Annotated in this window: 25 protein-coding genes and 1 tRNA gene; 10 read left to right on the plus strand and 16 right to left on the minus strand. The window is 61.7% G+C overall.

The window, feature by feature from the left end; translation table 11 throughout:
* Positions 1 to 231: 231 nt before the first annotated feature.
* The 6 genes from Q5H92_RS04115 to Q5H92_RS04140 all read right to left on the minus strand — a co-directional run bounded on the left by Q5H92_RS04115 (position 232) and on the right by Q5H92_RS04140 (position 3,238).
* A complete protein-coding gene (locus tag Q5H92_RS04115) occupies positions 232 to 642 on the minus strand; it encodes an STAS/SEC14 domain-containing protein (RefSeq protein ID WP_305010225.1) in 411 nt (136 codons plus the stop codon).
* Between the two features lie 28 nt (positions 643 to 670).
* Positions 671 to 1,075: a hypothetical protein gene (locus tag Q5H92_RS04120; RefSeq protein WP_305010226.1), complete on the minus strand. Its 405-nt coding sequence runs from the start codon at positions 1,073 to 1,075 to the stop codon at positions 671 to 673.
* Positions 1,076 to 1,176: 101 nt separating this feature from the next.
* Positions 1,177 to 1,737 carry a BLUF domain-containing protein gene (locus tag Q5H92_RS04125; protein ID WP_305010227.1) on the minus strand — a complete coding sequence of 187 codons (561 nt, stop codon included), beginning with the start codon at positions 1,735 to 1,737 and terminating at the stop codon, positions 1,177 to 1,179.
* Between the two features lie 264 nt (positions 1,738 to 2,001).
* Entirely contained in the window at positions 2,002 to 2,331 is a 330-nt protein-coding gene (locus tag Q5H92_RS04130; RefSeq protein WP_305010228.1) for a hypothetical protein, read from the minus strand.
* Positions 2,332 to 2,547: 216 nt separating this feature from the next.
* A complete protein-coding gene (locus tag Q5H92_RS04135) occupies positions 2,548 to 2,685 on the minus strand; it encodes a hypothetical protein (RefSeq protein WP_305010229.1) in 138 nt (45 codons plus the stop codon).
* A 286-nt stretch (positions 2,686 to 2,971) separates the two neighbouring features.
* On the minus strand, positions 2,972 to 3,238 hold the full coding sequence (locus tag Q5H92_RS04140) for a hypothetical protein (protein WP_305010230.1): 267 nt from the start codon (positions 3,236 to 3,238) through the stop codon (positions 2,972 to 2,974).
* A 136-nt stretch (positions 3,239 to 3,374) separates the two neighbouring features.
* On the opposite strand from Q5H92_RS04140, the gene Q5H92_RS04145 reads away from it, so the two are divergent.
* The 6 genes from Q5H92_RS04145 to Q5H92_RS04170 all read left to right on the plus strand — a co-directional run bounded on the left by Q5H92_RS04145 (position 3,375) and on the right by Q5H92_RS04170 (position 8,762).
* Positions 3,375 to 3,635 carry a hypothetical protein gene (locus Q5H92_RS04145; protein ID WP_305010231.1) on the plus strand — a complete coding sequence of 87 codons (261 nt, stop codon included), beginning with the start codon at positions 3,375 to 3,377 and terminating at the stop codon, positions 3,633 to 3,635.
* 104 nt (positions 3,636 to 3,739) lie between these two features.
* Positions 3,740 to 3,943, plus strand: a complete 204-nt coding sequence (locus Q5H92_RS04150) for a hypothetical protein (protein ID WP_305010232.1) — start codon at positions 3,740 to 3,742, stop codon at positions 3,941 to 3,943.
* A 50-nt stretch (positions 3,944 to 3,993) separates the two neighbouring features.
* Positions 3,994 to 4,413, plus strand: a complete 420-nt coding sequence (locus Q5H92_RS04155; protein WP_305010233.1) for a hypothetical protein — start codon at positions 3,994 to 3,996, stop codon at positions 4,411 to 4,413.
* Positions 4,414 to 4,513: 100 nt separating this feature from the next.
* Positions 4,514 to 6,001, plus strand: coding sequence for an SGNH/GDSL hydrolase family protein (locus Q5H92_RS04160; protein ID WP_305010234.1), 1,488 nt, complete (start codon positions 4,514 to 4,516; stop codon positions 5,999 to 6,001).
* Between the two features lie 42 nt (positions 6,002 to 6,043).
* Entirely contained in the window at positions 6,044 to 7,300 is a 1,257-nt protein-coding gene (locus tag Q5H92_RS04165) for a GDSL-type esterase/lipase family protein (protein WP_305010235.1), read from the plus strand.
* Complete coding sequence (locus tag Q5H92_RS04170; RefSeq protein ID WP_305010236.1) at positions 7,272 to 8,762, plus strand: MBOAT family O-acyltransferase; 1,491 nt, start codon at positions 7,272 to 7,274, stop codon at positions 8,760 to 8,762. Before Q5H92_RS04165 ends, Q5H92_RS04170 begins: the two co-directional genes overlap by 29 nt.
* A gap of 35 nt (positions 8,763 to 8,797) precedes the next feature.
* Here Q5H92_RS04170 and Q5H92_RS04175 read toward each other — a convergent pair whose 3' ends face one another.
* The 9 genes from Q5H92_RS04175 to Q5H92_RS04215 all read right to left on the minus strand — a co-directional run bounded on the left by Q5H92_RS04175 (position 8,798) and on the right by Q5H92_RS04215 (position 17,750).
* Complete coding sequence (locus Q5H92_RS04175; RefSeq protein WP_305010237.1) at positions 8,798 to 9,169, minus strand: DMT family transporter; 372 nt, start codon at positions 9,167 to 9,169, stop codon at positions 8,798 to 8,800.
* 2 nt (positions 9,170 to 9,171) lie between these two features.
* Complete coding sequence (locus Q5H92_RS04180) at positions 9,172 to 10,173, minus strand: sterol desaturase family protein (protein WP_305010238.1); 1,002 nt, start codon at positions 10,171 to 10,173, stop codon at positions 9,172 to 9,174.
* A 171-nt stretch (positions 10,174 to 10,344) separates the two neighbouring features.
* Positions 10,345 to 11,235, minus strand: coding sequence for an N-acetylneuraminate synthase family protein (locus Q5H92_RS04185; protein WP_305010239.1), 891 nt, complete (start codon positions 11,233 to 11,235; stop codon positions 10,345 to 10,347).
* Between the two features lie 107 nt (positions 11,236 to 11,342).
* On the minus strand, positions 11,343 to 12,149 hold the full coding sequence (locus Q5H92_RS04190; RefSeq protein ID WP_305010240.1) for an SDR family oxidoreductase: 807 nt from the start codon (positions 12,147 to 12,149) through the stop codon (positions 11,343 to 11,345).
* Between the two features lie 133 nt (positions 12,150 to 12,282).
* On the minus strand, positions 12,283 to 13,617 hold the full coding sequence (locus Q5H92_RS04195) for an aminotransferase class III-fold pyridoxal phosphate-dependent enzyme (protein WP_305010241.1): 1,335 nt from the start codon (positions 13,615 to 13,617) through the stop codon (positions 12,283 to 12,285).
* A gap of 132 nt (positions 13,618 to 13,749) precedes the next feature.
* A complete protein-coding gene (locus Q5H92_RS04200) occupies positions 13,750 to 14,703 on the minus strand; it encodes a transketolase family protein (protein WP_305010242.1) in 954 nt (317 codons plus the stop codon).
* Between the two features lie 77 nt (positions 14,704 to 14,780).
* Complete coding sequence (locus Q5H92_RS04205) at positions 14,781 to 15,638, minus strand: transketolase (RefSeq protein WP_305010243.1); 858 nt, start codon at positions 15,636 to 15,638, stop codon at positions 14,781 to 14,783.
* Positions 15,639 to 15,727: 89 nt separating this feature from the next.
* Positions 15,728 to 16,534, minus strand: a complete 807-nt coding sequence (locus Q5H92_RS04210) for a cytidylyltransferase domain-containing protein (RefSeq protein WP_305010244.1) — start codon at positions 16,532 to 16,534, stop codon at positions 15,728 to 15,730.
* Between the two features lie 139 nt (positions 16,535 to 16,673).
* Positions 16,674 to 17,750 carry a glycosyltransferase family protein gene (locus Q5H92_RS04215; RefSeq protein ID WP_305010245.1) on the minus strand — a complete coding sequence of 359 codons (1,077 nt, stop codon included), beginning with the start codon at positions 17,748 to 17,750 and terminating at the stop codon, positions 16,674 to 16,676.
* Positions 17,751 to 18,190: 440 nt separating this feature from the next.
* Between Q5H92_RS04215 and Q5H92_RS04220 the strand changes: the two genes are divergently transcribed.
* The gene (locus Q5H92_RS04220) at positions 18,191 to 18,616 is read left to right on the plus strand and encodes a hypothetical protein (RefSeq protein WP_305010246.1); all 426 of its coding nucleotides are present in this window, start codon (positions 18,191 to 18,193) and stop codon (positions 18,614 to 18,616) included.
* A gap of 31 nt (positions 18,617 to 18,647) precedes the next feature.
* The gene (locus Q5H92_RS04225) at positions 18,648 to 19,289 is read left to right on the plus strand and encodes a sce7726 family protein (protein WP_305010247.1); all 642 of its coding nucleotides are present in this window, start codon (positions 18,648 to 18,650) and stop codon (positions 19,287 to 19,289) included.
* A gap of 211 nt (positions 19,290 to 19,500) precedes the next feature.
* Here the strand turns inward: Q5H92_RS04225 and Q5H92_RS04230 are convergent.
* Positions 19,501 to 19,576 (minus strand) — tRNA-Asp (locus tag Q5H92_RS04230).
* 503 nt (positions 19,577 to 20,079) lie between these two features.
* On the opposite strand from Q5H92_RS04230, the gene dinB reads away from it, so the two are divergent.
* Positions 20,080 to 21,159: a DNA polymerase IV gene (gene dinB, locus Q5H92_RS04235; RefSeq protein ID WP_305010248.1), complete on the plus strand. Its 1,080-nt coding sequence runs from the start codon at positions 20,080 to 20,082 to the stop codon at positions 21,157 to 21,159.
* Positions 21,160 to 21,478: 319 nt separating this feature from the next.
* Positions 21,479 to 23,587, plus strand: coding sequence for a carboxy terminal-processing peptidase (locus tag Q5H92_RS04240; RefSeq protein WP_305010249.1), 2,109 nt, complete (start codon positions 21,479 to 21,481; stop codon positions 23,585 to 23,587).
* The last annotated feature ends 51 nt before the right edge of the window (positions 23,588 to 23,638 follow it).

Consider the following 23,638-nt stretch of genomic DNA (forward strand, 5'->3'; position numbering starts at 1 on the left):
CTGGAAGCGGCGCCACCGGCATCACTCGCCGGTTGAAGGTGGGCAGCGAAACGGACGATGAGTTCTGCAACAGCCACCACACCTTTCGGAGCTACTACAGCTTAGGGCGGAACTACTAGCAAATCTCAAAGCAAAAAGCGCCAGCCTACCGGCTGGCGCTTTTTGCTTTGAGATTTGGATAAAGACAAGCCAACCGGCCGGGGCTTTTTTATTGCGAACGTCCGCCAAGAGCTACGCGCGCTGCTGGCAGCGGCGCAGCCACTGCTGGGCTTCTTCCGTGGTGCTGAACACGTCGGCGTGGAACGCCTTGAGCTGGGCGTAGAAGTTGGCAGCCGACCCGTCGGCCAGGGTTTCGGGCGTCGAAATCAGGGCGAAATACTTCAGGCCGGCGGCCGCGGCGTTGGGCGCCCACACGTTGATAACCCAGTCCATGGAGTGGTCCCACGGCCCGCGCACGGCGCGCGTGTCGTTGAGCACGCAGGCAAAGCCCGATTTGGCCAGGGCGGCCGTGTAGGCCCGGGCGCCTTCCTGGATGCTGTCGGCCGTCAGGTAGCCCTGCCAGTCAACGGCAATCCACTTATTGGCGGCATCGGTGTCGATGGTCAGGTAGGTGCGGCCCAACGAGGTTTTGAGTTCTTGCATAGTAGTGAAGGTATGTGCTTGTTCTGCCTTATTCTGCGCCACACGCCCAGGCCCGGGCCGGCTCCAACTCGGTGAAACGGCGAATTTCGAAGGCCACCACGGGCTGCACCCGTTGGTACATGCCGTCGATGGTGCGGCGGTTCATCGCATCCTGCGATTCGAGCAGGGCAAAGCGGCGCACGCCCAGTGCGCCCAGGGGCAGCAGCACCTCGTCGAAGCACCACTGCAAGTCGCGCGGGCGCACGGCCCCGAGCAGCCGGTCGTCGGCAATCCAACCCATGACGTGCTGCTTGCGGGCCAGCTCCATGGCTTGTGAAACGCCGGCGCGAAACTCTGCCCCGGTGGCAAAACCGAGCCAGTGGGTTTCCAGAGCGGGGAAGGGACCTGGATGGAGGTATAGGTTCAGGTACGGGAATGCGTGGGTGATGGTCATGGAAGAGGCACCCAGTACAGCCAGGAATGACACCTACGGCAGTTTGGCCGTGGGGTTGTGAAGCGCTTGCTCAGCAGACCAGCCCAACGGCCCCGCGGTGCCTACGTGAACGCCTGCAACAACGCCTGCAGGCGGGCATCGGTGACGAGGACAGCCGACGGCTCAGGTATTTGCACAGCAATCAGGGCTTGCTCAAGCTGGTGGGGCGAGACGTAGCCAAAGTCCATGCTCCACTCCGCAAATCGGCGCGGGCCCGGCCCGCGGCTCACGGTTTCGACTTGGCTATGCCGCGTATCGCGCTGGATATGGGCGTACAAGTCCTCAATGGCCGCCTCGGTTCCTTCCAGCACCTGCAAGTAGCGGCCGTCGCTGTAGAGCAGCAGCCCTGTGATGCCGTGCGCAGCGTTGTAGGCACGCGACCACGTCAGCAGGGCGTCCAACTCGGCCTGGGTCGGATGGCCCGCGGCCCGGCTGTGGTAAAGCACCTGGTGCACGCCGGATGCCAGCAGACTTTCCATCTGCTCCAGGGTCAGCTCTCCCCGCTCAAACTGCGTCAGGAGTTGGCGCTCGTAGCGCTGCGGCGCTAACGACGTATTGGTGGTCAAGGCCACAACCATGGCCACGGCGCGGCGACGCTGGCCGGGGGTAAGGGGAAAGGGCATGCTGTTTATACGGTCAGCACCGCTGCATAATACCCTTAGTTGATGGGCGATAAATACGGATATTTTCCAACTCGTCCGCAGGCCCTGTGGGGAGCAAGCCCAAGTGGCGATGCCCTTCCAGGGTGAAGGCCCGCAAGCCCCGAGCGAATAAATAAGAACAAGTAGGAAAGAAGTCCCGCCCATTAAGCGGGGCTTTCCCTTAGCCTGCGTCCAGCAAAAAGCCCCGGCATCACCGGGGCTTTTACGTTATTGCTTGAATTGGCCTCAGCGCCCTTTGCGGCCACCGAGGCTACGGGTGGGCCGGGTCCCGGGCTGCGGTTGGTTGGCGCGGGGCTGGTCGGCGCGGCTGGTGCCGTGGTCGAGGTCGCGCTCGGGCAGACCATTGGGGAAGGTGGGGCTGGTGGTGCCGCCCAGGTGCTTGTTGGTGTAGCCGTTATGGTAACCGGGCACGGCTGCCGCGGGCGTCGCGCCGGACTGCGCCGGCAGGCCCGTCGTCTGCGGCACGGGCGTCGTCGGGGTCCGGCGGGGTACCTGCGCTCCGGCAGAAGCGGCAAACAAGGCAAGTAGAAGGGTGGGCAGCAGGGGCGTACGCATAAGCAGGAGGCTAGGGGAGTGGATGGCTCCGACTTGTACGGCAAAAGGGCAAAGGAGGCCACGGGGCTTCTATGACTTTGCCTTCCTGAGACAATAGCGGCCTCTGCAGGCGCTGCCGCCCAGGTTGGTGTGGGCGGACGCACCCGAAGCCATTGCCCAGGGCCGGAGCACATCGGGGGTGGCCCGCTGATGGAGCGCCTCGTCCACCAAACGGGGCTATGCGCCCAGGAAGTGGTGTTCCCACAGGGCCCACACCAGCCCGGCCGCCGCCGCCCCGCCCATGAGGATATAAACAACCCGCGCCTGGCGCGAGCGGAAGGCGTCGATGTGCGTGCGGAGGGTGCTGAATTTCATGACACTGGCAGCTAAAAAGGGGTTGTACTGCTGCCCGTTGGCAAAGTTGCCGTAGTAAGGTTATCAAATAGTTAAGTTGGGTCCGGGCCGAATAGACAAGCCTCAGACAGGGCTTTTTGGCATAAGCCCCGGTCTGGAAGCAAGAGAGGCGCTAGCCTCGGGCCGGGAAGCCCAAGTGCCTAATTGGGAGAGGTATCCCACGCGTGCCGGGGCGCAAAAACGACCGCACGAAAAAGCCCCGGCTGCTGCATGCAACCGGGGCTCGTACCGAAGCAGAAATGCAGGGCTAATTCAGCCACACCCGCTCAATGATTTCAAAGCGGTGCGGAGCGAAGGCATTGAAGTACGGTGCTTCGCCCTGAAAGCCGAGCACGTGCACCAGGTCTGAACCTTCAGCCTTGCCCTCCGTCACCCGGACGGCGTACACCTGGCCCTCTGTGGGCCAGTCGCCTACGTGCTTGGCAGGACGGTTGCCGTCGTCCACGCACACGGCGTAATCGATAAAGGGCGCCGTGGTGGTGGCTTCGGCGAGGGTGTGGTTCGTGACTTCCATGGCAGCAAAAATAAGGACTGGCCCTTATACACAGCCGCAACGGTCCTGGTTCCGGGCGGGGGCGCAGCAGGGCCGCTGATGCGATGAGTATCTTGCCCTCTTTCTATCTTTGGCCGTACTTCACCATTCGCTGCATATGGCCTTAAATTTTGATGAATTCCAGAAAGTCGTAGAAACTGCGCAACAAGCCGACGCGGTAAAAGCTGATTTGAAACGCGCCCTGCGCAAAGTCACCACCACCCTGGGGGCGCTGCAAGCCGCGCTGGGAGAAATGGAAGCCGTGCTGGCCGACGACTACGTTTCGGCGCCCCGCCCGCGCAAGCCCCGCACGCCCCGCGAAGCAACCGAAGGCGCCGCGTCCGCCAAAAAGCCCGGCCGCCCCAAGAAAAACGCGTAACGGTTCGGCCCGCCGCACCCCGCCGAAAGGGCGCTTGCCCACGGGTAGGCGCCCTTTTTTAGTCTCAGGGCCGGGTATTGTTCCGGGCCCCGTAGTTTTGCGGCATGGAATTCCAGAAGAAGAAATATGTGTTCCGCGGCATGGACGGCTTTGCCGGCTTCCGCCACGGGCAGGAATACGAATTGGAAATACGTGCCACGGAAGCTACCGATGAGCAACCCAGTGAAATCGTGATTATTAACCCGGTTTCGCGCCTGCACACCTACTGCAGCAAGCAGGAGTTCAACCTGCGCTGGGAGCGGCGCTAGGCCAGTTCGAAGCGGTTTTGCCGCTGCCTCGGGCTACCTTTGTTCCCGCTATGGCCCTTGGTACACCTCGCGTACACTTTCAGAATGCCGCCGGGCAGGTCCTCGAACAGCCGGCCGGTAGCTACGTCATCATTCGCTACACCGCCGGCCCGCGCCAGTTTGCCGACCTGCAAACCCTGCTCGGGTACGCCAAGCAGCTGCTGGCCCTCCGCCAGTGGCACAAAGTGGTGGCCGACCACCGGCGCATGACGCCCTTCACGCCCGCGGAATCGAGCTGGGTAACCGACTGCTGGCTGAGCATGCCCAGCACGCGCATGCAGGATTTTTACGGCGCCGTGCTGCTGCCGGCCGAAGTGCTGGCCCGCATTCCCGCCGAAGAAAGAGCTCGCGAAGCCACGGCCAACGCCCTGACTTACCGCCGGTTTGCCGACGAGCCCGAAGCCGCCGCCTGGCTGATGCAGCTGGTGTAGGGACATGCCTGGGCCGGGGCGCCCGGCCGGGGCTGAGATTTGGCAAAACGGGCCTATGCTGCCGCCTGCGGCGTAAGTTTGCACCGCTTTGCGGTATGATATGAATTCTTTGCGCTCGCAGAACCCGTTTTTGCTGGTTTTGCTCACCGTAGGCTTCCTGGGCCTGCTTTCGTTTTTGAAGCCGGGCCTCGAAGTGAGTGGCGTGAAGCTGCGCCCGGTACGCCTGCTGGCCGATGTGTGGCGCCCCAACCCCGGCGCCGTGGCTGCCCTGGCCCCGCCGCCGCCCAACGGCCCGGCGGCTCCGGTAGCGACTAATTCCGGCCCGTCGGCTGCCTCCGATACGGCTGCTGCGGCTCCTAAAACGGCCGCGGCAGTTGCCGCGTCGCAGCCGCCGGTTCCGGCCAACCTGCCGGGCTTGGAGAGCTTTGTGGCCGCCCTGCGCCAAACCAAAGCCACGGGCAGTAAAACCCGCATTGCCTACTTCGGCGACTCCATGATTGAGGCCGACTTGCTCACCGGCGACCTGCGCAACCTGCTGCAATCCGAGTTTGGCGGCTCCGGCGTGGGGTTTGTGCCCATCAATTCGGTTTCGGCTGACTTCCGCGAAACCGTACATCAGACGTTTTCGCCGGATTGGTATGAGTACAACATCGTGTCGGACCGCCGGCCGGGCACCGCTCCGCTGGGCATCGGGGGCCAGGTGTTTCTGCCCCGTGTCGTTTCGAACTACGACAGCACGCACATCGTGTCCGATACCAGCTGGGTTGAGTTTCGGACCGGGCAGCGTTTCGCGCCGCTGCGCCGCTTTGCCCAGGCCCGGCTGTTTTACGGGCCCGGCGCGGCGCGCGACCAGGTGCTGGCTACCACCGACGGGCACCGCGTGCCCCACGCCCTGGCCGGCACGGCTCGCCTCAACGAACTAATACTGACGCCCGGTACGCCGGCCCGGCGGCTGCGGCTGGCCTTTGCCACCCGCGCCCCGCGCCCGGTGTACGGCGTGAGTTTCGAGAGTCCTAATGGCATTACGCTGGACAATTTTTCCTTCCGGGGCAACAGCGGGATGTCGCTCACGCGCATTCCTTTCGAGCAGCTGGCCGCCTTTGGCAAGGTGCTGGACTACAGACTCATTGTCCTGCACTACGGCGTGAACATTGCCGATTCCCGCAACAAAAACTACGTGTTCTACGAGCAGGCCATGACCCGCGTGGTCGACCGCATGCAGCGGGCCTTTCCGCACGCCAGCATCCTCATCGTGGGTATGAGCGACAAAAGCGCGCGCATCGACGGCGAGTTTGTGACCGACCCCACCGTGCCGCTGCTGCTGGCGGCGCAGCAGCGGCTGGCGCGCCGCACCCACGCGGCCTTCTGGAACCTGTTTGCGGCCATGGGCGGCCAGAATTCGATGACGAGCTGGGTGGAGCAAACCCCGCCGCTGGCCCGCAACGACTACATGCACATCAACTCCCTGGGCGGGCAGCGCATGGCCCGCTTGCTCTACACCTTCCTGATGGGCGAATATGCCCACCCAGGTGCAATGCCAGCCTCTGTTGCTGCGCCCGACAGCACGGCCCGTACTCAGGCCCGCTAGCGTGGTCGAGGCCTGAAACCTGCTGTTTTAACCCTATCCAACGTGCCTTTCCGCCTTTTTCTGCTCGTGGTTTGGCTGCTGCTGGGAAGTGGCGGGCCGGCGTGCGCGCAATTGCTGGGCCGGCTCGACAGCCTGCAGGCTACTTATCCTTTTCTGAACACGGCCACCAATCGCATTGAAAATGCCCAGCTGGGGTTGCAGCATTTTTACCGACAGTTGGCCCGGCTACCAACTTACCCGACCGAATTGCCGGGCGAGCGGGTGAGCGTGGTACATATTGGCGACTCGCATCTGCAGGCCGATGAATTTTCGGGCCGGGTGCGGCGCGAGCTGCAGCGCACCTACGGCAACGCCGGCCGCGGCCTGGCGTTCCCGTTTGGGGTGGCGAAGATGGGCGGCTCGCCGACGTTTCGCACGAAGGCCACGGCCGGGCACTGGCGCGCCCGCCGCGTGCTGGCTGTGCCCGATAGCACCCTGCCCATCGGCCTGAGCGGCATCAGCCTGGCCACGGCCGACTCCGGTGCCGCATTCACGCTACGCATTCCCGCGTGGGGCCGGCCCGACTACCGCTTCAGCCGGCTCACGCTCCTGCGCGAGCCCGGCCCCACGGCCTTCGACTGGCAGGTGCACGACGCCCGGGGCCGCCTGCTGGCCACCGTGCCCGGCGCCGGGCCAAGCCTATCATCGGCGGTGGTTTTCGATTCGCTGCGCGATTTTGTGGAGTTGCGCACGGTGCGCCGCCGCCCGGGCCAAACCGGGACGCGGCTCTACGGCCTGCTGCTCGACAATGGCCGGGCCGGGCTGGTGTACCACGCCATTGGCGTGAACGGGGCGGCCGTGCGCCACTACAACCGCGCGCTGCAATTCTTCGCACAACAGCCGCTGCTTCAGCCCGATTTGGTTATCGTTTCCCTCGGCACCAACGATGCGTACGATGCTGGCTTCAGTCCCCAACGCTTTGCCCAGCAGCTCGATACGCTGGTGAGCCGCCTGCGCCGGGGCAGCCCCCAGGCCGACGTGCTGCTCACCGCCCCGGCCGACTCCTACCGCGCCCGCCGCTACCGCAACCCCGATTTGGTGCGGCTGCGCACCGTGCTGCAGGCCTACTGCGCGGCCCACGATTTGGCTTACTGGGACTTCGCCGCCGTGCAGGGCGGCTATGGCTCCATGCGCGCCTGGCAGGCCCACGGTCTGGCCCAGCCCGACCTCGTTCACTTCACCACCAAAGGCTACGAACTGCAGGGCCTTTTGCTTTACCTCGCGCTCCAGGATGGATTTTCGCTACCTCCGCCCCGATAATATTGATTTCGACCGGCTGCTCAGCCAGTTCGTGTACCACCCCAAAAGCCCGCTGATATTCAACACGGGCTTCTTTCTGCTGCTGTTTCTGGCGTTTTTGGCCGGCTACCAGCTGCTGCGCGACCGGCACCGGGCGCGGCTGCTCTACGTGACGGCCTTCTCGCTGTTTTTCTACTACAAGTCGAGCGGGATTTACTTCCTGCTGCTCGTGTTTTCGACGATAGTAGAATACAACTTCGCCCGCTGGATTGCCGACTCCGACCGTCCTGGCCGGCGCAAGATGCTGCTCACGCTCAGTCTGTTGGTGAACCTGGGCATGCTGTTCTACTTCAAGTACACTAACTTTTTCCTGAGCGGCTACCAGGCCCTCACCGGGCAGCCGGTGCCGGTGCTGCACGTGCTGCTGCCGGTGGGCATCTCGTTCTACACCTTCCAGACGCTGAGCTACACCATCGACGTGTACCGCGGACAAATCAAGGCGCTGCGCAACATCTGGGACTTCGCATTTTTTGTCACGTTTTTTCCGCAGCTGGTGGCCGGGCCCATCGTGCGGGCGTCGGATTTCATTCCGCAAATTGCCAAAAAGCCCTTCATCTCGCGCGAAGACATGGGCCGGGCCGTGCTGCTCATCGCGGCGGGCCTGTTCAAGAAAGCCGTCATTTCCGACTACATCAGCCTGAACTACGTGGAGCGCATTTTCGGCAACCCCACGCTCTTCAGCGGCATCGAAAACCTGCTGGGCGTGTATGGCTACGCGCTGCAAATTTACTGCGACTTTTCGGGCTATTCCGACATTGCCATCGGCATCGCGTTGCTGCTGGGCTACCGGCTACCGCCCAATTTCCTCTCGCCCTACCAAAGCACAAGCATCACCGAATTCTGGCGGCGCTGGCACATTTCGCTATCCTCGTGGCTGCGCGACTACCTCTACATCCCGCTGGGCGGCAACCGCAAGGGCGTGGTCCGGCAGTACGTCAACCTGTTTCTGACCATGCTGCTCGGCGGCCTCTGGCACGGCGCCTCGCTCACGTTTGTGGCCTGGGGCGCGCTACACGGCGCCGCGTTGGCCGTCGATAAGCTGTTCCAAAAGGTGTTGCGGCCGGGCAATGACTGGTTGACCAAGCTGCTGGGCTGGTTCATCACCTTCCATTTTGTGTGCTTCTGCTGGATATTTTTCCGGGCCGGCACCTTCGAGGTGGCCCTGCAAGTCATCCACCAGATTACGCACAGCCTGCGGCCCGATTTGCTGGGTCAGGTCGTAGCTGCTTTCCGGCCGGTGTTTGCGCTGGTGGCGCTGGGCTACCTGCTCCATTTTATTCCCGATGGCCTCACCCTGCGCCTCGAAACTGCCCTGGCCCGCCGCTCGGTGGTAGAGCAGGCGGTGCTGCTCACCCTTGTCATCTGGCTGGTGATTCAAGTGAAATCAGCCGAAATTCAGCCGTTTATCTACTTCCAGTTTTAAAACTGAAATGTCGGCTTCGGCCTGTGGCAACCAACTTACTCTACCCGCCGCAAGCCCAGCACCCCAATGATAATCAGGCTGGTGAAGAAAATGCTTTGCCAGGAAAGCGCCTGCTTGAGGTAAAACGTATCGACCAGCTTGATGCCCACTACGGCCAGTGCCATCCAGGCCGAATAGGCCGTGGCGGTGGGGATGTCCTTCATCGCCAGCGACAGAAAATACACGTTGGCCAGCCCGAAGCCCACGTAGGCCAGCAGCGGCAGCACCGGCAGCAGCAGCGCCGGCTGCCCCAGGCTGTGCGCCCAGGCTATTTCCTTGATGCGCTGCATGCTCAGCGCTTTGAGGCTATACGTCCAGCAAACCTCCATGAAAGAGGCCAGAAACAGGGAAAACCAGGGATTGAGCAAGGTTAGCGGGTAAGAGCGGCGGAAGGGGAGGAAGCGGTTTCGGCGGGCGCGGTAGCAACGGGCGCGGCGCCAAAATTACCGCCCGGGCGCTGGGCCGGAATGGTTTCGGTGTAGGGCTCGGGCACGGGCCAGCCGTGCAGCGGTTTCAGGGCCGGCACGCGGTCGGTGAGCTTGGTGAGCAGGCGCCCGCGGATGCCGTGGTAGGCGCGGAACAGGCGGGAGCGTTTGGCCAGCTCCGCCTCATCGAACCGGGCTACGGAAAAGACGTGCTGGCTGAAATAATCCTTCGGGAAGGCGTAGGGCAGGCCCCATTTCAGCGGCTTGTGGTCGGGCCGGTAGGCGGTGCCGAAAATCCAGTCCCAGAAGGCAAATTTGGTGGAGAAGTTGGCGTAGAACACCTCCTCGTGGTCGGCGTGGTGCCAGAGGTGCATCTCGGGGCCGTTGATGAAATATTGCAGGCGGCCCGAGCGCACGTCGATGTTGCAGTGAATCCAGATGCCCCACACGGCATCGATGCAGGCCTTGATGGGCACCACCATGGGGTCGGCGCCGAGCAGGATAATGGGCGCAAACTCAATGGTTTGGTTGATGATGATTTCCAGGGCGTGCGAGCGGGAGCCAGCCAGCCAGTCCACCTGCTTGCCCGAGTGGTGCGCTTCGTGCGTGCGCCAAAACAGCGGGCTGCTGTGCTGAAACCGATGAAACCAGTAGATGTAAAAGTCGTGCGTCACCACGAAAAACAGCACCTGCCCCCAAATTGGCCAGCCCGTTACAAAATGTAGCTTCGAAAACCCAAAATGCTGGTCGAGCGGCTGAATGATGTAGTCGAAGATGATGATTTTCAGCGCGAAGCTCTGCACGAAGGTGTAGAGCACCAGGTCCGTCCAGAAGCCCTCGCGGAAAAACGGCAGGCCCTTGCGGTACGGAATGATGCGCTCCAGCGTAATCACGATGGCCACCCAAACGAGCAGAATGGCCGTGGTGATGAGTTCGACTTTGGGCATGGTGTAGGAGGTCTCTAAAAAGTAAGAACGTCATGCTGAGCGCAGCCGAAGCATCTCGCGTGTGGTAGTAACTCAATCGATTGGATTACTGCTGCACGCGAGATGCTTCGGCTGCGCTCAGCATGACGTTCTTTATTTGTTCACGGGTTCAGGCGAAACAACCCAAACAGGCTACTCCTGGTTCGGCGTCAGCTCGCGGCGCAGGCGGGCGCGGGGCTCCAGTTCGGAGTCGTACACGCGCTTGATGCCGTCGCCAAGGCCCTCCTCCACGTCGCGGATGTCGCGCACGAGCTTGGCCATGCCGCCGGGCTCCACCGAGGCAGCGTGGTCGGAGCCCCACATGGCACGGTCCAGGGTGAAGTGGCGCTCTACGAAGCTGGCGCCCAGCGTCACGGCGGCCACGGTGGTGGCCAGGCCGGTTTCATGGCCCGAGTAGCCGATGGGCGTGCCGGGGAACATGCCTTGCAGCACGGGCACCATGCGCAGGTTCAGTTCGGCTGGCGGGCAGGGGTACGACGAAGTGGAGTGCGCAATCATGAGCTTATCCAAGCCCACCCATTTCACGGCCTGGTTGATTTCGTCGAGAGTGCTCATGCCGGTGCTCAGCATCAGTGGGCGGCCGGTGGCGCGCACGCGGTCGAGCAGGGGCTTATCGGTGAGGGAAGCGGAAGCCATTTTATAGAGCACGGGCTGGAATTGCTCCATAAAATCCACCGACGGCTCGTCCCAGCACGAGGCGAACCAGTCGATGCCCAGGGCGCGGCAATAGTCGTCGATGGCCGTGTATTCGGCCTGGCCAAATTCGGTGCGGCGCTTGTAGTCGATGTAGCTCATGCGTCCCCAGGGGGTGTCGCGCTGCTTTTCCCACTGGTCTTTGGGCACGCACAACTCGGGCGTGCGCTTCTGGAACTTCACAGCATCGCAGCCGGCCTTGGCGGCTTCGGAAATGAGCTGCTTGGCCAGGTCGAGCGAACCGTTGTGGTTGATGCCGATTTCGGCAATGATATAGGCCGGGTGGCCCGCGCCAATGAATCGGTTTTTGCGAATTTCAACAGCTTGCATAAGATGTTTGGTTTTAATTGTTAGTTGCTCGTTGTCAGTTGTTCGGTTGCTCAATGGTTGTTTCAAAGAGGAAACTAACAACTGACAACGAGCAACTGACAACTAAATTAAATGGCCGTCCAGCCGCCGTCCACTACCAGGTTGGCCCCGGTCATGTACGCCGACGCATCCGAGGCCAAGAACACGACCGCGCCCTGATAATCGGTGGGCGAGGCCATGCGGCCCAGCGGCGTTTTGGCGCTGTATTGCTTGATGAAAAATTCGTCCTGGCTGTTTTCGACGCCGCCGGGCGAGAGCGTGTTCACGCGCACGCCGGCCTGGCCCCAGTAGGCCGCCAGGTAGCGCGTGAAATTCACCACCGCGCCCTTGGTCATGGGGTAGGAGGGGGATTTGTAGAAGGTTTGCTCACCGGCCTCGTTCCGATAAATGCTTTGGTCGGGCCCCACGATGCCGTAGGTGCTGGCCACGTTGATGATGCTGCCGTGGCCCTGCTGCGCCATGGGCGTGCCGAACACCTGCGCCGCCAGAAACACGCCCGTCACGTTCACCTCCAGCACTTTCTGAAAAGTAGCCAGCGGGAAGTTCTCGAACTTGCTCAAATCGGCTGCCAGCGCGGGGTTCTCGAACATGTCGTTGATGGCCGCATTGTTCACGAGCACATCAATGTGGCCGAATTGCGCCAGAATCTGGTCGCGCGCGGCGGCCAGCGAGTCGGGATTGGTGACATCAACGGCTAGCGGTAGGTGCGGGCCGCCCGGTAAGCCTGCCGCCGTGGCCGCGCACGTCTCGGCGTTGATGTCGGCCACCACCACGTTAGCGCCGGCCTGGGCCAGGGCTTCGCAATGCTTGCGGCCAATAAGCCCGCAGGCGCCGGTTACGATGGCCGTCTTGTTGGTGAGGTCGAAGAGATTCAAGGTGTCTACCAAGTTTTGAATACAATTAGAACGTCATGCCGAGCGCAGTCGAGGCATCTCGCTTGCATCGTCGAACGATTGATTTATTGCTGCACGCGAGATGCTTCAGCTACGCTCAGCATGACGTTCTTTATTACTTCGCTTTAACCGGCGCGGCATTGGTCACCTTGCGGAACACAGCTTCTACCGGCTCGCCCAGGAGGCGGGTGGCCACGTCACCAGCTTCGATGGCTTCTTTCAGCAGCGGTAGCACCTCGCGGTAGGCGGCCAGGGTGTGGGCCACGTCGGCGTCGGTGTGCGAGAAGCACATGTTGTGGAAACCGCCCCACATGATGCCGCGCTTGAACAATTCCTGCTGCATGAAGGCCTTCAGCTCCATGCCGTTGCCGGCCGAGGGGTCGAAGGTTACTATCGTGCGGCAGTCGTAGCCGTAGCACTTGGTGTACTGGCTGATACCCAGTTCGGTGGCGATTTCGTTGTAGCCGTCCTTGAGCTTTTTGCCCTGCTCGGCGAGGCGGGCGGGCACGTTCTTCTCGCGCATCTCCGTGATGGTGGCCACGGCGGCAGCCAAACTCAGCGCCTCGCCCCCGAAAGTGGTGAAGAAGAACACATCCTGCTCGAACAGCTGCATCACGTCGCGCCGGCCGGTGAGCAGGGCGATGGGCATGCCGTTGGCAAACGCCTTGGAATACACCGCCAAATCGGGTGTGATGCCGAAGTACTCCTGTGCGCCGCCCACGGCCACGCGAAAGCCCGTCCACATCTCGTCGAAGATGAGCAGTGTGCCGTTTTCCTTGCACAGCCGGGCTACTTCGTGCAGAAAATTGTCCTTTGGTGCATCGAAAATAAAGGGCTCCAGAATCACACAAGCCACGTCGTCATCGAGCAGAGCCTTCAGCGAATCAATGTTATTATACTCGAATGCAGCCACTAGGTCCTTGCTTTCCTGCGGGATTCCCTTGTCGCGGCTGGTGGTGCCGATGTACCAGTCGTGCCAGCCGTGGTAGCCGCAGCACAGCACCTTATTGCGCCCCGTGAAGGCCCGCGACACGCGCACGGCTGCCGAGCACACGTCGGCGCCGGTTTTGCTGATGCGGATGCTTTCGGCGTTGGGAATAATCTCGTGAATGAGCTCCGAAAGCTCTACTTCCAGCTCGTGCATCATCGAGAAGGTGATGCCATCTTCGAGCTGGGCGCGAATAGAATCGTCAACTTTTGGATATGCATAGCCGAGCGAGATAGGACCGATACCCATCTGGAAATCAATGTACTCGTTGCCGTCCACGTCCCAGATGTGGGAGCCTTTGGCGCGCTTCACATACTTGGGGCTTACGCCTTTGGTGTACTGGCCGGGGCCTTTGGCGAGTGTCTGCGTCACGGGCGTCATGATGCGCTGGGCGCGGGCGTACAACTCGTCCGACTTCGTGATGTCGGGGTAGTTTTCGTTGAAGGAAACGGTGTTGGGCATGGGGAAGGGCTATTTAAAAGAACGTCATGCAGAGCGCAGCGAAGCATCTCGCGTGCTACTACTAATCAATGACGTTGAAACAATTGAGTTACTTCGGCACGCGAGATACTTCGCTGCGCTCTGCATGACGTTCTACTCTGCAAACTGGTTTTCCAGCACTGCCGGACCTTCGGCAATGGCCGCGCCCGACTCGCCCAGATACTCGCTGATGCGACGGGCAATGTGGTGGCCGGTAAAGCCTTCGTACTCCAGCACCGCGCTCAGGCGGCCGGGGCGGTACCACCGTTCCTCCAAAGCCAGCGGCAGCACGCGGGCCGTGAGCTGGTTGCGAAGCAGCACCTCGGCCAGAATGGAATAGAGGCCGCCGGTTACAAAATGGTCTTCCACCGTCACGATGAGCGAGCCGCGGCGCACCACTTCCAGCAGGGCCGCTTCGTCAATGGGCTTGAGGCTGCGCAGGTTGATGAGACCCACGGATTTACCTTGGGCCTGCAGCAGCTCGCGCGCCACCAGCGTCTGCTCGAAGAGCATCCCGTAGGTGAGAATGGTGATATCGGTGCCCTCGGCCACGATTTCGGCCTTGCCCAGCTCGAAGGGGGCATGCTCGTAGTTGGCGGGGCGGGTATTTACGCGCACGTAGGCCGGCTGGGGCGAGGCCCAGATGGCGGGCAGCATGGCCAGCATGTCCTGCTCATCGGCGGGGGCGAAAACGGTCATGCCGGGAATGCCGCGCATGAGGCTTACGTCTTCAATGGCTTGGTGCGTCGGCCCGTTGCCATCGGAAAGAAAGCCGGGCACGAAGCCGCTCAGCTTTACTGGCAGCTGGCCGATGCCCACGTCGGTACGAATAAACTCGAAGGCCCGCAGCGTAAGAAACGTGGCCAGCGCGTGCAGAATAGGCACCCGCCCGCGGAGGGCTAGGCCGGCCGCGGCCCCGATGAGGGTTTGTTCCGTGATGCCGGTGTCGATGAAGCGCGGGCCGAGCACGGCGGGCAGATTGCGGATGAGGGCGCGGTTTTCGGCCGTCATCACCACGATGCGCTCATCGGCGAGGGCGGTGTGTTTAATTAATTCTTCGTAGTTCATGGAATGTAGCGCGGACTCTGTGAGTCCGCGTATGAATGGGGTGAGGCGCGGACTCGCAGAGTCCACGCTACAGTTTATTACCGCACCGTCAGCGTTTCACTCGTCAGCGTGGTGGCCTCCTGGCTGTGTAGCTCGCGCAGCAATTCCTGCACCTCCTCCGATGAGAAGTTGCAGAACCAGCGGTCGGCCCGCGCTTCGATGCTGGGCAGGCCACGCCCGCGCACCGTGTCGCAGATGATGACCGAGGGCTTGGTGTCGGAGAAGGGGAGGGCCGAGAAGGCTTCTTCCAACTGCGCGAAATCGTGGCCATCAATCCGGCGCACCTCGCAGCCGAAGGCCTCGAACTTGGGCGCCATTGGCTCCAGCGGAATCAGGTCTTCGGTGGCCACGTTGGCCTGGAAGTGGTTGCGGTCGACGACCAGCGTGAGGTTGTTGATTTTGTGGGCGCTGGCCACCAGTAGGCTTTCCCACACGGTGCCTTCGTTCAGCTCGCCGTCGCCGGTGATGACGATGACCTTGTTGTCCTGGCCGCGCATTTTGCAGTCCATGGCCACACCCAGGGCCACGCTGGGCAGGTGGCCCAGTGAACCCGAATGGAATTCCACGCCCGGCACGTTGCGGTTGGGGTGCCAGTAAATGTGGTCGTCGGTGCTCAGGTGCTGGTCGAGGCGCGCTTTGTCCATAAAGCCCAACTCCACAAAAGTGCCGTAGAGGGCGGGCACATCGTGGCCCTTGCTCAGGAACAGGTAGTCGCGGCTGGGGTCGGTGAGGTTGTCGGGCCGCACGTTCAGGCAGTCGGCGTAGAGGTACACCAGCAGGTCGGCGCAGCTCAGGGAAGCGCCGGTGAAGCAGCCGCCGTCGGTGCTCAGGCGCACGATGTGCTCGCGCACGCGCAGGGCCAGTTGCTGTAGTTTCTGTTGTTGCTCAGGAAGCATGGGTTATTAGTTGTCAGTTGTTCGTTGTCAGTGGTTAGTCAGCAATTGCCCGTTCCCAGCCCTAATAACTGACAACGAACAACTGACAACTAAAGCATCTTGGTTTGCGACGAATCCACGGTTTTGAGTTCGTCTAAATGGTTGCGGTACCAGTTCACGCCCGCCAGGTGGGCGTTGAGCTGGGCAATGTCGGGCCGCTGTTCTAGCAGGTGGAGAATGTCGGACAGCCCAAAATCGGGCTTAGTGGGGTACAGTGCCTCGTAAACGGCGCTGATGAAGGCGTAGTCTTCCGGGTAGTCAATCGTCCAGCGGTGGCTCATCGAATAGTCCCGGCCCGCGTCCCAAGTCACGTTGCCGATTTGAAACCGGCCGGGGTTTTCCCAGAAAAAAGGCGTGGTGTGCTCACGCTCCAGCGGCCGTTTGGCTTCGCGCCAGGCCGTTTCCAGCGCCGCGAAAGGCATTACTTCCACATCATTGCCGTCGGGGAAGGTGGGCGGGTGCAGGTTGCTCACAAAATCGTAGCGCTCAGCAAAGTCGAGGTAAAAACGCACCACTTCGTCGATGATGGCCGGGTCGATGAGCGGGCAGTCCGACGGGATTTTCAGCACTACATCGGCGCCGTGCTGGCGGGCGGCCTGGTAGTGGCGGTCGAGCAAATCCAGGGCATCGCCCCGGAAGCATTCGATGCCGTGGGCCGCGCAAAGGTCCGCAAGGACGTCATCGGCCGCCTCGGTGGTAGTGGCCACCACCACGGTGCCGGCCAGCCGGGCGCGCTGCACCCGCTCCACCATGCGCACCAGCAGCGGCTGGCCCGCCAGTGGCAGCAGCACCTTGCCGGGCAGGCGCGATGAGCCCATGCGGGCTTGCACAACGGTCAGGACGCGGGGAAGGGCCATGTTGAAGCTGGGAATACGGTGTAGTCGGCAGGCCGACGAAAATACTCTGAAAAATCACTGCCCATTCGGGTGCCCTACAGCTAATCGGCTGGCTGCTATTTCCTTAAATTTTCGGGCAGAAATGCCAATAACTGCCGGTTTAGTGAACGGCCAATGAACCACCGGCGGCCGGCTCCCGGTCAAACTGCCCGGGCTGGTACTGTCGCAAAAAAGCCGGCCCGCTGCCTGAAAAATGCGCGTAGCCGCGGCAAATGGCCGCAATGCGCCGGGCCGAGGTGCCGCCGTTTTGCCACGGCAGCTTGCGCCGCAGGTCGTCCACGTCGAAATAGGAATGCACCGGCTTGCCCAGCGCTAGGCCCACGTACACCACCGTCGAGTATTGGGTGATGAGCTCCACGCAGTTGGCAATCATGTGGTCGGTGTTGCCTTCAGTGAAGATGAGGGTGCCAGGCGGGGCGTGCTCCTTTATCTCGTCCACGGCCCGCGGCAGCTCCTCGTTGGGGTGCAGCTTGAAGGCCAGCGGGCGGCCGGCGGCAATGCGGGCGCACTCCCGGATGAACTTGGGCCGGTTTTCGGGCGTGAAGGTTTCGCGCAGGTCGGAGGTGGCCACCAGCACGTAGCCCTGGTGCGGAAAGTCGTTGTGGCGCACCTGCTCAATGTTGTCGAAGTTCGGGATGCCCGTCACGATGAGCTTGTCGGCGTCCACGCCCACGCGCTCGAAGTGCGTTTGGTAGCCTTCCGAAGCCACGCAGTAGATGTCGCAGCAGTTGTTCATGCCGTTCAGGGCCGTGCCAATGGCCAGGATGGGGTAGCGGGTGAAGCGCTTCACCAGCCGGGCCCACACGTTGAGCGGGTCGGTCATGCCCTCCTGCACAAACACGGTTTTGGTGCGGCGCAGCAGCGGCCAGGGCACCACCACGTCGGAGCAGCACACGATGAGGTCGTAGGTATTGCTGAAAACCCGGGCTTCAAAATCATTTTTCAGTTGGTGCTCGGCCAGGTATTTATCGGCTTTCTGCTTGATTTTGCCGGTGACGATGGTCTTATCGAGCCCACCCGTCCAGAGCAGAAACTTGTAGAAGGGGCGCTGCCAGCCGTCGTAGTAGAGCTGGCTGAAGTAAGGCTCGAATTCGTCTTCCAGCAGCTGCGCAATCTGGTGCATCTGCGTGGTTTGGTTGGGCGAACCGATGAGAAACAGAACCTTTTTTCGGGACATGCAGGGGGAAAAGATGAATAGCCAAACGTTGGAATCACCACCGGATATGGCCAACAACCGCAGTGAAAGGCGACAAGTTTTCGTTGTCCAACTCACCGAAAGTCATCAATCCAGGTTTGGGGCAAGGTACAGTACAACCGGCAAAACAACGACCCAGCCATGACCCGAAAGCCTGCACCAAGTGAAGGAATCGAGAAGAATACCTGCGTTGCTTTTGCAGGAATATCCGGCTGAAAAATTGCCTTTTTGCGAAAATACAAGCCTGCCTCATCTCCGACTATGGCTTCAATACGTAGAATTACATACGTAGAAGGCGAGCTATAAATCCGTATTAAATGGGCTTTTTGCGTTAAATTAGGGCAATCAGTTTTACCAGCGGCCGAGTTGTGGCGCATAGCCAGCTCCGCCGCGTTAGCGCGCCCTCCCTGGCCCCCGTTCCTATGCTACTCAATTCGCTACCCGATGCTGACGGCAGTCGCTGCACACTCACGTACGAATCCGATGGCTGGCTACGAGCCACTTGGCGTGGGTTTGTCGACATGAGCGAGGCCCTGCGCGGGGCCGACAATTACCTCCGCAAGCTGCAGGAATTGCGCTGCCCCTACCTGCTCAACGACAACGTGGGCCTGCACGGCCCCTGGTTCGATTCCATTGAGTGGCTGGAGCGCATCTGGGTGCCGCAGGCCGTGGGCATGGGCCTGCGCTACGTGGCCCACGTGGTGCAGGCCGACTCGCTGTCCGATACCATTACCACGCATTTCAACGGCTCGCCGGTGGGCGGGTTCGAGCTCCAGATTTTTCAGCGGGTGGCCGAAGCCGAGGCGTGGCTGCGGCACTGCCAACTGCAGGCGGCCGGCGTGGAATAACGCGCCCGGCGGCGCTAAATTTGGCGTTGCCATGAACGACCCGGAAATCCGTGCCCTGCTCTACCCGCTGCTCCTGGGCGGCGTGCACATCAACGAGCTGCCCACCGGCACCACGCGGGCCGACGTGGTGCACATCACCGAGCACTTCATGCACGGCTACGAGGTGAAGGGCGACGGCGACACCCTGCAGCGCGTGGCCAACCAGCTGCGCTGCTACGGCGAAGTCTACGATTTCGTCACCTTCATCGTCACCGAAAAGCACCTGCCCAAGCTGCTGCCGCTGCTGCCCGATTGGGTGGGCATCCAGGTCGCTTCGGCGGAGGGGCTACGGCTCCATCGCGCCGCCAGCTACAATGCCACCGTGGCCCTGGCCCCGCTGGCGAAGCTCATTTTGCTGGAAGAAGTAAAGCAGTTTCTGCTGGCGCGGGGCCTGGCCGGCGCCAGCACCCTGCGCAGCCGCGAAATTGGCCAGTTTCTGCGCACCACCGGCACCGTGCCGCTCTCGGCGCTGGCCCGGTACGTGCGCGAGCGCCTCATGGCCCGCCTGCCCGAGCGCCTGCTGATGCGCGCCGAGCGCAAGGCCGAGCGCGAGCGCCTGCCCCCGCGCCGCAAGCCCAAACCCAAGGCCAAGCGCAAGAAACCCGCCGCCCGAAAAAAGGTGGTGACCGCTTAGGCGGTAGCCGGCAAGCGGAAAGGCATTGCATGAAAACGTCCTGCTGAGCGCAGCCGAAGCATCTCTATCGCAGCAGTAATTATTTGCCTGCGCGGTAGAGATGCTTCGGCTGCGCTCAGCAGGACCGTTCCTTTTTCTTTTGCCCGCCCGCATTTGAAAACCCAGCCATAAATCGCAAAAAATCCCGGCCGTTTTCACGACCGGGACTTTGCTGTAGAGAGAGGACTCGAACCTCTAATTGTACTAGCGAGATAGGCTAGCGCGTCTGCCAGTTCCGCCACCCCACATTGTTTGTGATACAAATTTAGTAAAAATATTTGTTCATAAACAAATAAATACTTGTATTAAAATTGAGATAATATTTTTGCAACATCAACATTATGGGCTTTGAGAACTACCACTTGCCGCAACAAATGTTGCTTCACTGGCCAGAATCGCCTATTTCGCTTGCTGCATTTACCAAAATCTTTCCATTGGAATAAAAAGCAAAAATAGCGTTTCTAAAAAGGACTTGCAAAAACAGCTCGGCGGTGGAGGCCTTAAATTCTTTAAAAAAAGCCTGATTTCGGTTTCGAAAGCGGCGGTGAGGACCTCACATTTCTGCGTAAAGCGACCCAGCGACTACCTGAACGGCGCGCGTCTGGGCTCCCGGGCAGGATAAAGCGAGAATGAAACGCTGCTAAACCGTTGGGCGGAAAGGCAGCGGTGCCAACAGGCTAAAACGGGTAGGGCGTGCTAATCTGCTTGGCTGGCCGGGTATCTTTGCCTGACTAAAAGAGATAGTAAGGCCATGAGCCCCGCCACCCCTCGAAAAATCATCCATCTGGATATGGATGCCTTTTTTGCTTCCGTTGAGCAGCGCGACAACCCCGCGCTGCGCGGGCTGCCGGTAGCGGTGGGCGGCGCCCGCGAGCGTGGCGTGGTGGCGGCGGCCAGCTACGAGGCCCGGCAATTTGGGGTGCGCTCGGCCATGCCGTCGGTCACGGCGCTGCGCAAGTGCCCGGAGCTGGTGTTTGTGCCGCCGCGCTTTGCCGTGTACAAGGAGGTTTCGCGGCAGATTCGCGCCATTTTCGCCGAGTACACGCCGCTCATCGAGCCGGTTTCGTTGGACGAGGCCTACCTTGACGTAACGCACAACCTCAAGCAGTTGGACTCGGCCACCCAGATTGCGCGGGAAATTCGGGCCCGAATCCTGGCCGAAACCCAGCTCACGGCCTCTGCGGGCATCTCCTATAATAAGTTTCTGGCCAAGTTGGCGTCCGACTATCGCAAGCCCAACGGGCAGTTTGTGGTGCGGCCCGAGCAGGGGCTGGCCTTTGTGGAGGGGCTGGCGGTGGGGCAGTTCCATGGCATCGGGCCGGTCACGGCGGCGCGCCTCAACCAACTGGGCATCTTTAGCGGGGCTGATTTGCGAGCGCAGCCGGTGGAGCTGTTGCAGCAGCATTTTGGCAAGGCCGGGCGCTACTACCACGCCATTGCCCGGGCCGAGGACCACCGGCCCGTGGTGGCCGACCGCCTGCGCAAATCGGTGGGCTCGGAAACCACGTTTGCGCAGGATTTGAGCGTATTCACCGACCTGTTGGATGGGCTGCGGCCGTCCATCGAGGAGGTGTGGGAGTACTGCCAGCGCTCGGGCATTCTGGGCCGTACGGTGACGGTGAAAGTGAAGTTTGCTGATTTTCAGCAGGTAACGCGCAGCCGCAGCAGCGTGGGGGCCATTCCGAGCCAAGTGGTGCTGGAACGCATTTGCCGGGAGTTGGTGGAGGGGCTATTCCCGCTGCCCAAGGGCGTGCGGCTGCTGGGCGTCACGCTCTCGAACCTGAACACGGGCCAGCCGGCGGCAGGGCGGCAGCTGACGCTGAGCTTTTGAATAGAGGCCTTGTGGAGCACGAAGGCCGTCATGCAGAGCGCAGCGAAGCATGACGGTCCTTTCACTTTGACAGCACAAACCCGCAGAAAACTGACCTAAAACCGCCGAAAAATTGTAGTAATACTGCCGTCTTGCTTTTCGGGGGCCGGCGGCGCGGGTTTCCGCAACTCAACTCGTTACCTTGCCGACTTTAACCGGAATTTCTGGCAAGGTTCTGGCCAACCTTCCGGCGCCGGGACGGTATAAAACGTAGCCCGGGCAACCGTTTCTGACTTCTAATCATCTTCTCCGCATGAATTTTTCCCGCTTAAAACTGGGGGTGACTTCCGCCTCTGTGCTGGCCTTGCTGGGGCTGGCGTCGTTTTCCGTGTACCAAGGCACGCCCCCGCGCGACCAAGTGGTGCTGGGCGTGATGCTGCAGGGCCTCTCGCAGCTGCACTACCAGCCCGAGAAGCTCGACGACCTGTTCTCGCAGCGCGTGTACGACCTGTACCTCAAGCGCATCGACGTGAATAAGCAGCTGCTGCTGGCGCCCGAAGTGGCCGCCCTGCAGCCCTACCAAACCAAGATTGACGATGAGCTGCGCGGCGGCACGCACGAGTTCCTGGACGTGACGAGCGCGCTGCTGAGCAAGCGCACGCTCGAAATCCAGGCTCTGTACCGCCAGATTCTGGCCCAGCCGTTCGACTTCTCGGTGCAGGAAAGCTGGGAAACCGACCCCACCAAGGCCACTTACGCCGCCACGCCCGCCGAGCAGCGCGAACAGTGGCGTAAGATGCTGAAGTACCAGACGCTGGCCCGGATGTCGGAAATGATGGACGACGAGGCCAAGAAGAAGGACAAGCCGCTGGCTTCGACCAAGGCGGGCGCCTCGCCCGTCACCACTTCCGACCCCATCCGCACCCCCGCCCAGCTGGAAGCCGAGGCCCGCAAGCGCGTACTGAAATACTACGACGACGCCTTTGCCGACCGCCTGCAACTCGACGCCAACGACCGGCTGGCCGACTTCGCCAACGCCATTGCCAATACTTACGACCCGCACACCGACTATTTCGCGCCCATCGTGCGCGAAAACTTCGACATTGAGATGTCGGGCCGGCTGGAGGGCACGGGCGCGCTGCTGCAGGAAGACGAGGGCCACCTCAAAGTGGCCGACATCGTGGCCGGCTCGGCTTCGGCCCGGCAGGGCGACCTGAAAGTGGGCGACATCATCCTGCGCGTGGCCCAGGGCGCCGCCGAGCCGGTGAGCGTGGAAGGCATGCGCTTCGACAAAGCCGTGAAGCTCATTCGCGGTCCCAAGGGCACGGAGGTGCGCCTGACGGTGCGCAAGCCCGACGGGGCTACGGTGGTTATTCCCATCATCCGCGACATCGTGGTGAAGGAAGAAACCTACGCCCAGTCGGCCATCATTAAGCAAAACGGCCGCAATTTCGGTTACATCCACCTGCCCGGCTTCTATGCCGACTTCAGCGGCAAAGGCGGGCGCAACAGCGCCACCGACGTGAAGGCCGAGCTGGCCAAGCTGAGCAAGGAAAACGTGGCCGGCGTGGTGCTCGACCTGCGCTACAACGGCGGCGGCTCCTTGCGCGACGCCGTGGACATGAGCGGCCTGTTTGTGCCCAGCGGCCCCATGGTGCAGGTGAAAACTAACCGCGGCAAGCCCTCGGTGGTGGCCGACGAAGACCCGCAGGTGCAGTATGCCGGCCCGCTGGTGGTGCTGGTGAACAAGTACAGCGCCTCGGCTTCGGAAATTCTGGCTGCCGCCATGCAGGACTACCGCCGCGCCATCATCATGGGCGGCACCACCTACGGCAAGGGCACAGTGCAGCAGATTATTGACCTGGACAACGCCGTGTCGCCGGAAGTGGCGGCCCTCAAGCCGTTGGGCTCGGTGAAGCTTACTATCCAGAAGTTTTACCGCGTGAATGGGGGCTCGACGCAGTTCAAAGGCGTGGTGCCCGACATCACCCTGCCCGACGTGCTGACGTCGTACGCCAAGGGTGAGCAGCAAGCCGACTACCCGCTGCAGTGGGACGAGATTGCGCCCGCTACCTACCAGCCCGTGAACTCGGTACAGGCCCTAGACAAGCTACGCGCCGCCAGTGCGGCCCGCGTGGCCACCAGCCCGGGCTTCCGCCTCATCAACGAGGCCGCCCAGCGCGCCACCGAGCAGCGCAAGCAAACCAACCTCTCGCTGAACTTGGCGGCCTACCGCGCCCAGCAGCAGCAGGCCCGCGACATCAACAAGCTCAACACCACGGCCCAGAACGCCATCACGGCCCTCGACGTGGCCCTGCCGATGTCGGATGCGGCCGTGGCCAAAACCGATTCGGCGGTGGCCAAGCGTACCACCCGATTCCTGAAGCCGTTGCGCAAAGATGCCGTCTTGGCCGAGGCCGTGGCCGTAATTGGCGACGAGTTGAAGTAGCGTTGTTGTTGGTCTCTATTGAAAACGCCCCCGTTGCTATAGAGCAGCGGG

This window comes from Hymenobacter mellowenesis (assembly GCF_030581005.1).
GTDB lineage: Bacteria > Bacteroidota > Bacteroidia > Cytophagales > Hymenobacteraceae > Hymenobacter > Hymenobacter mellowenesis.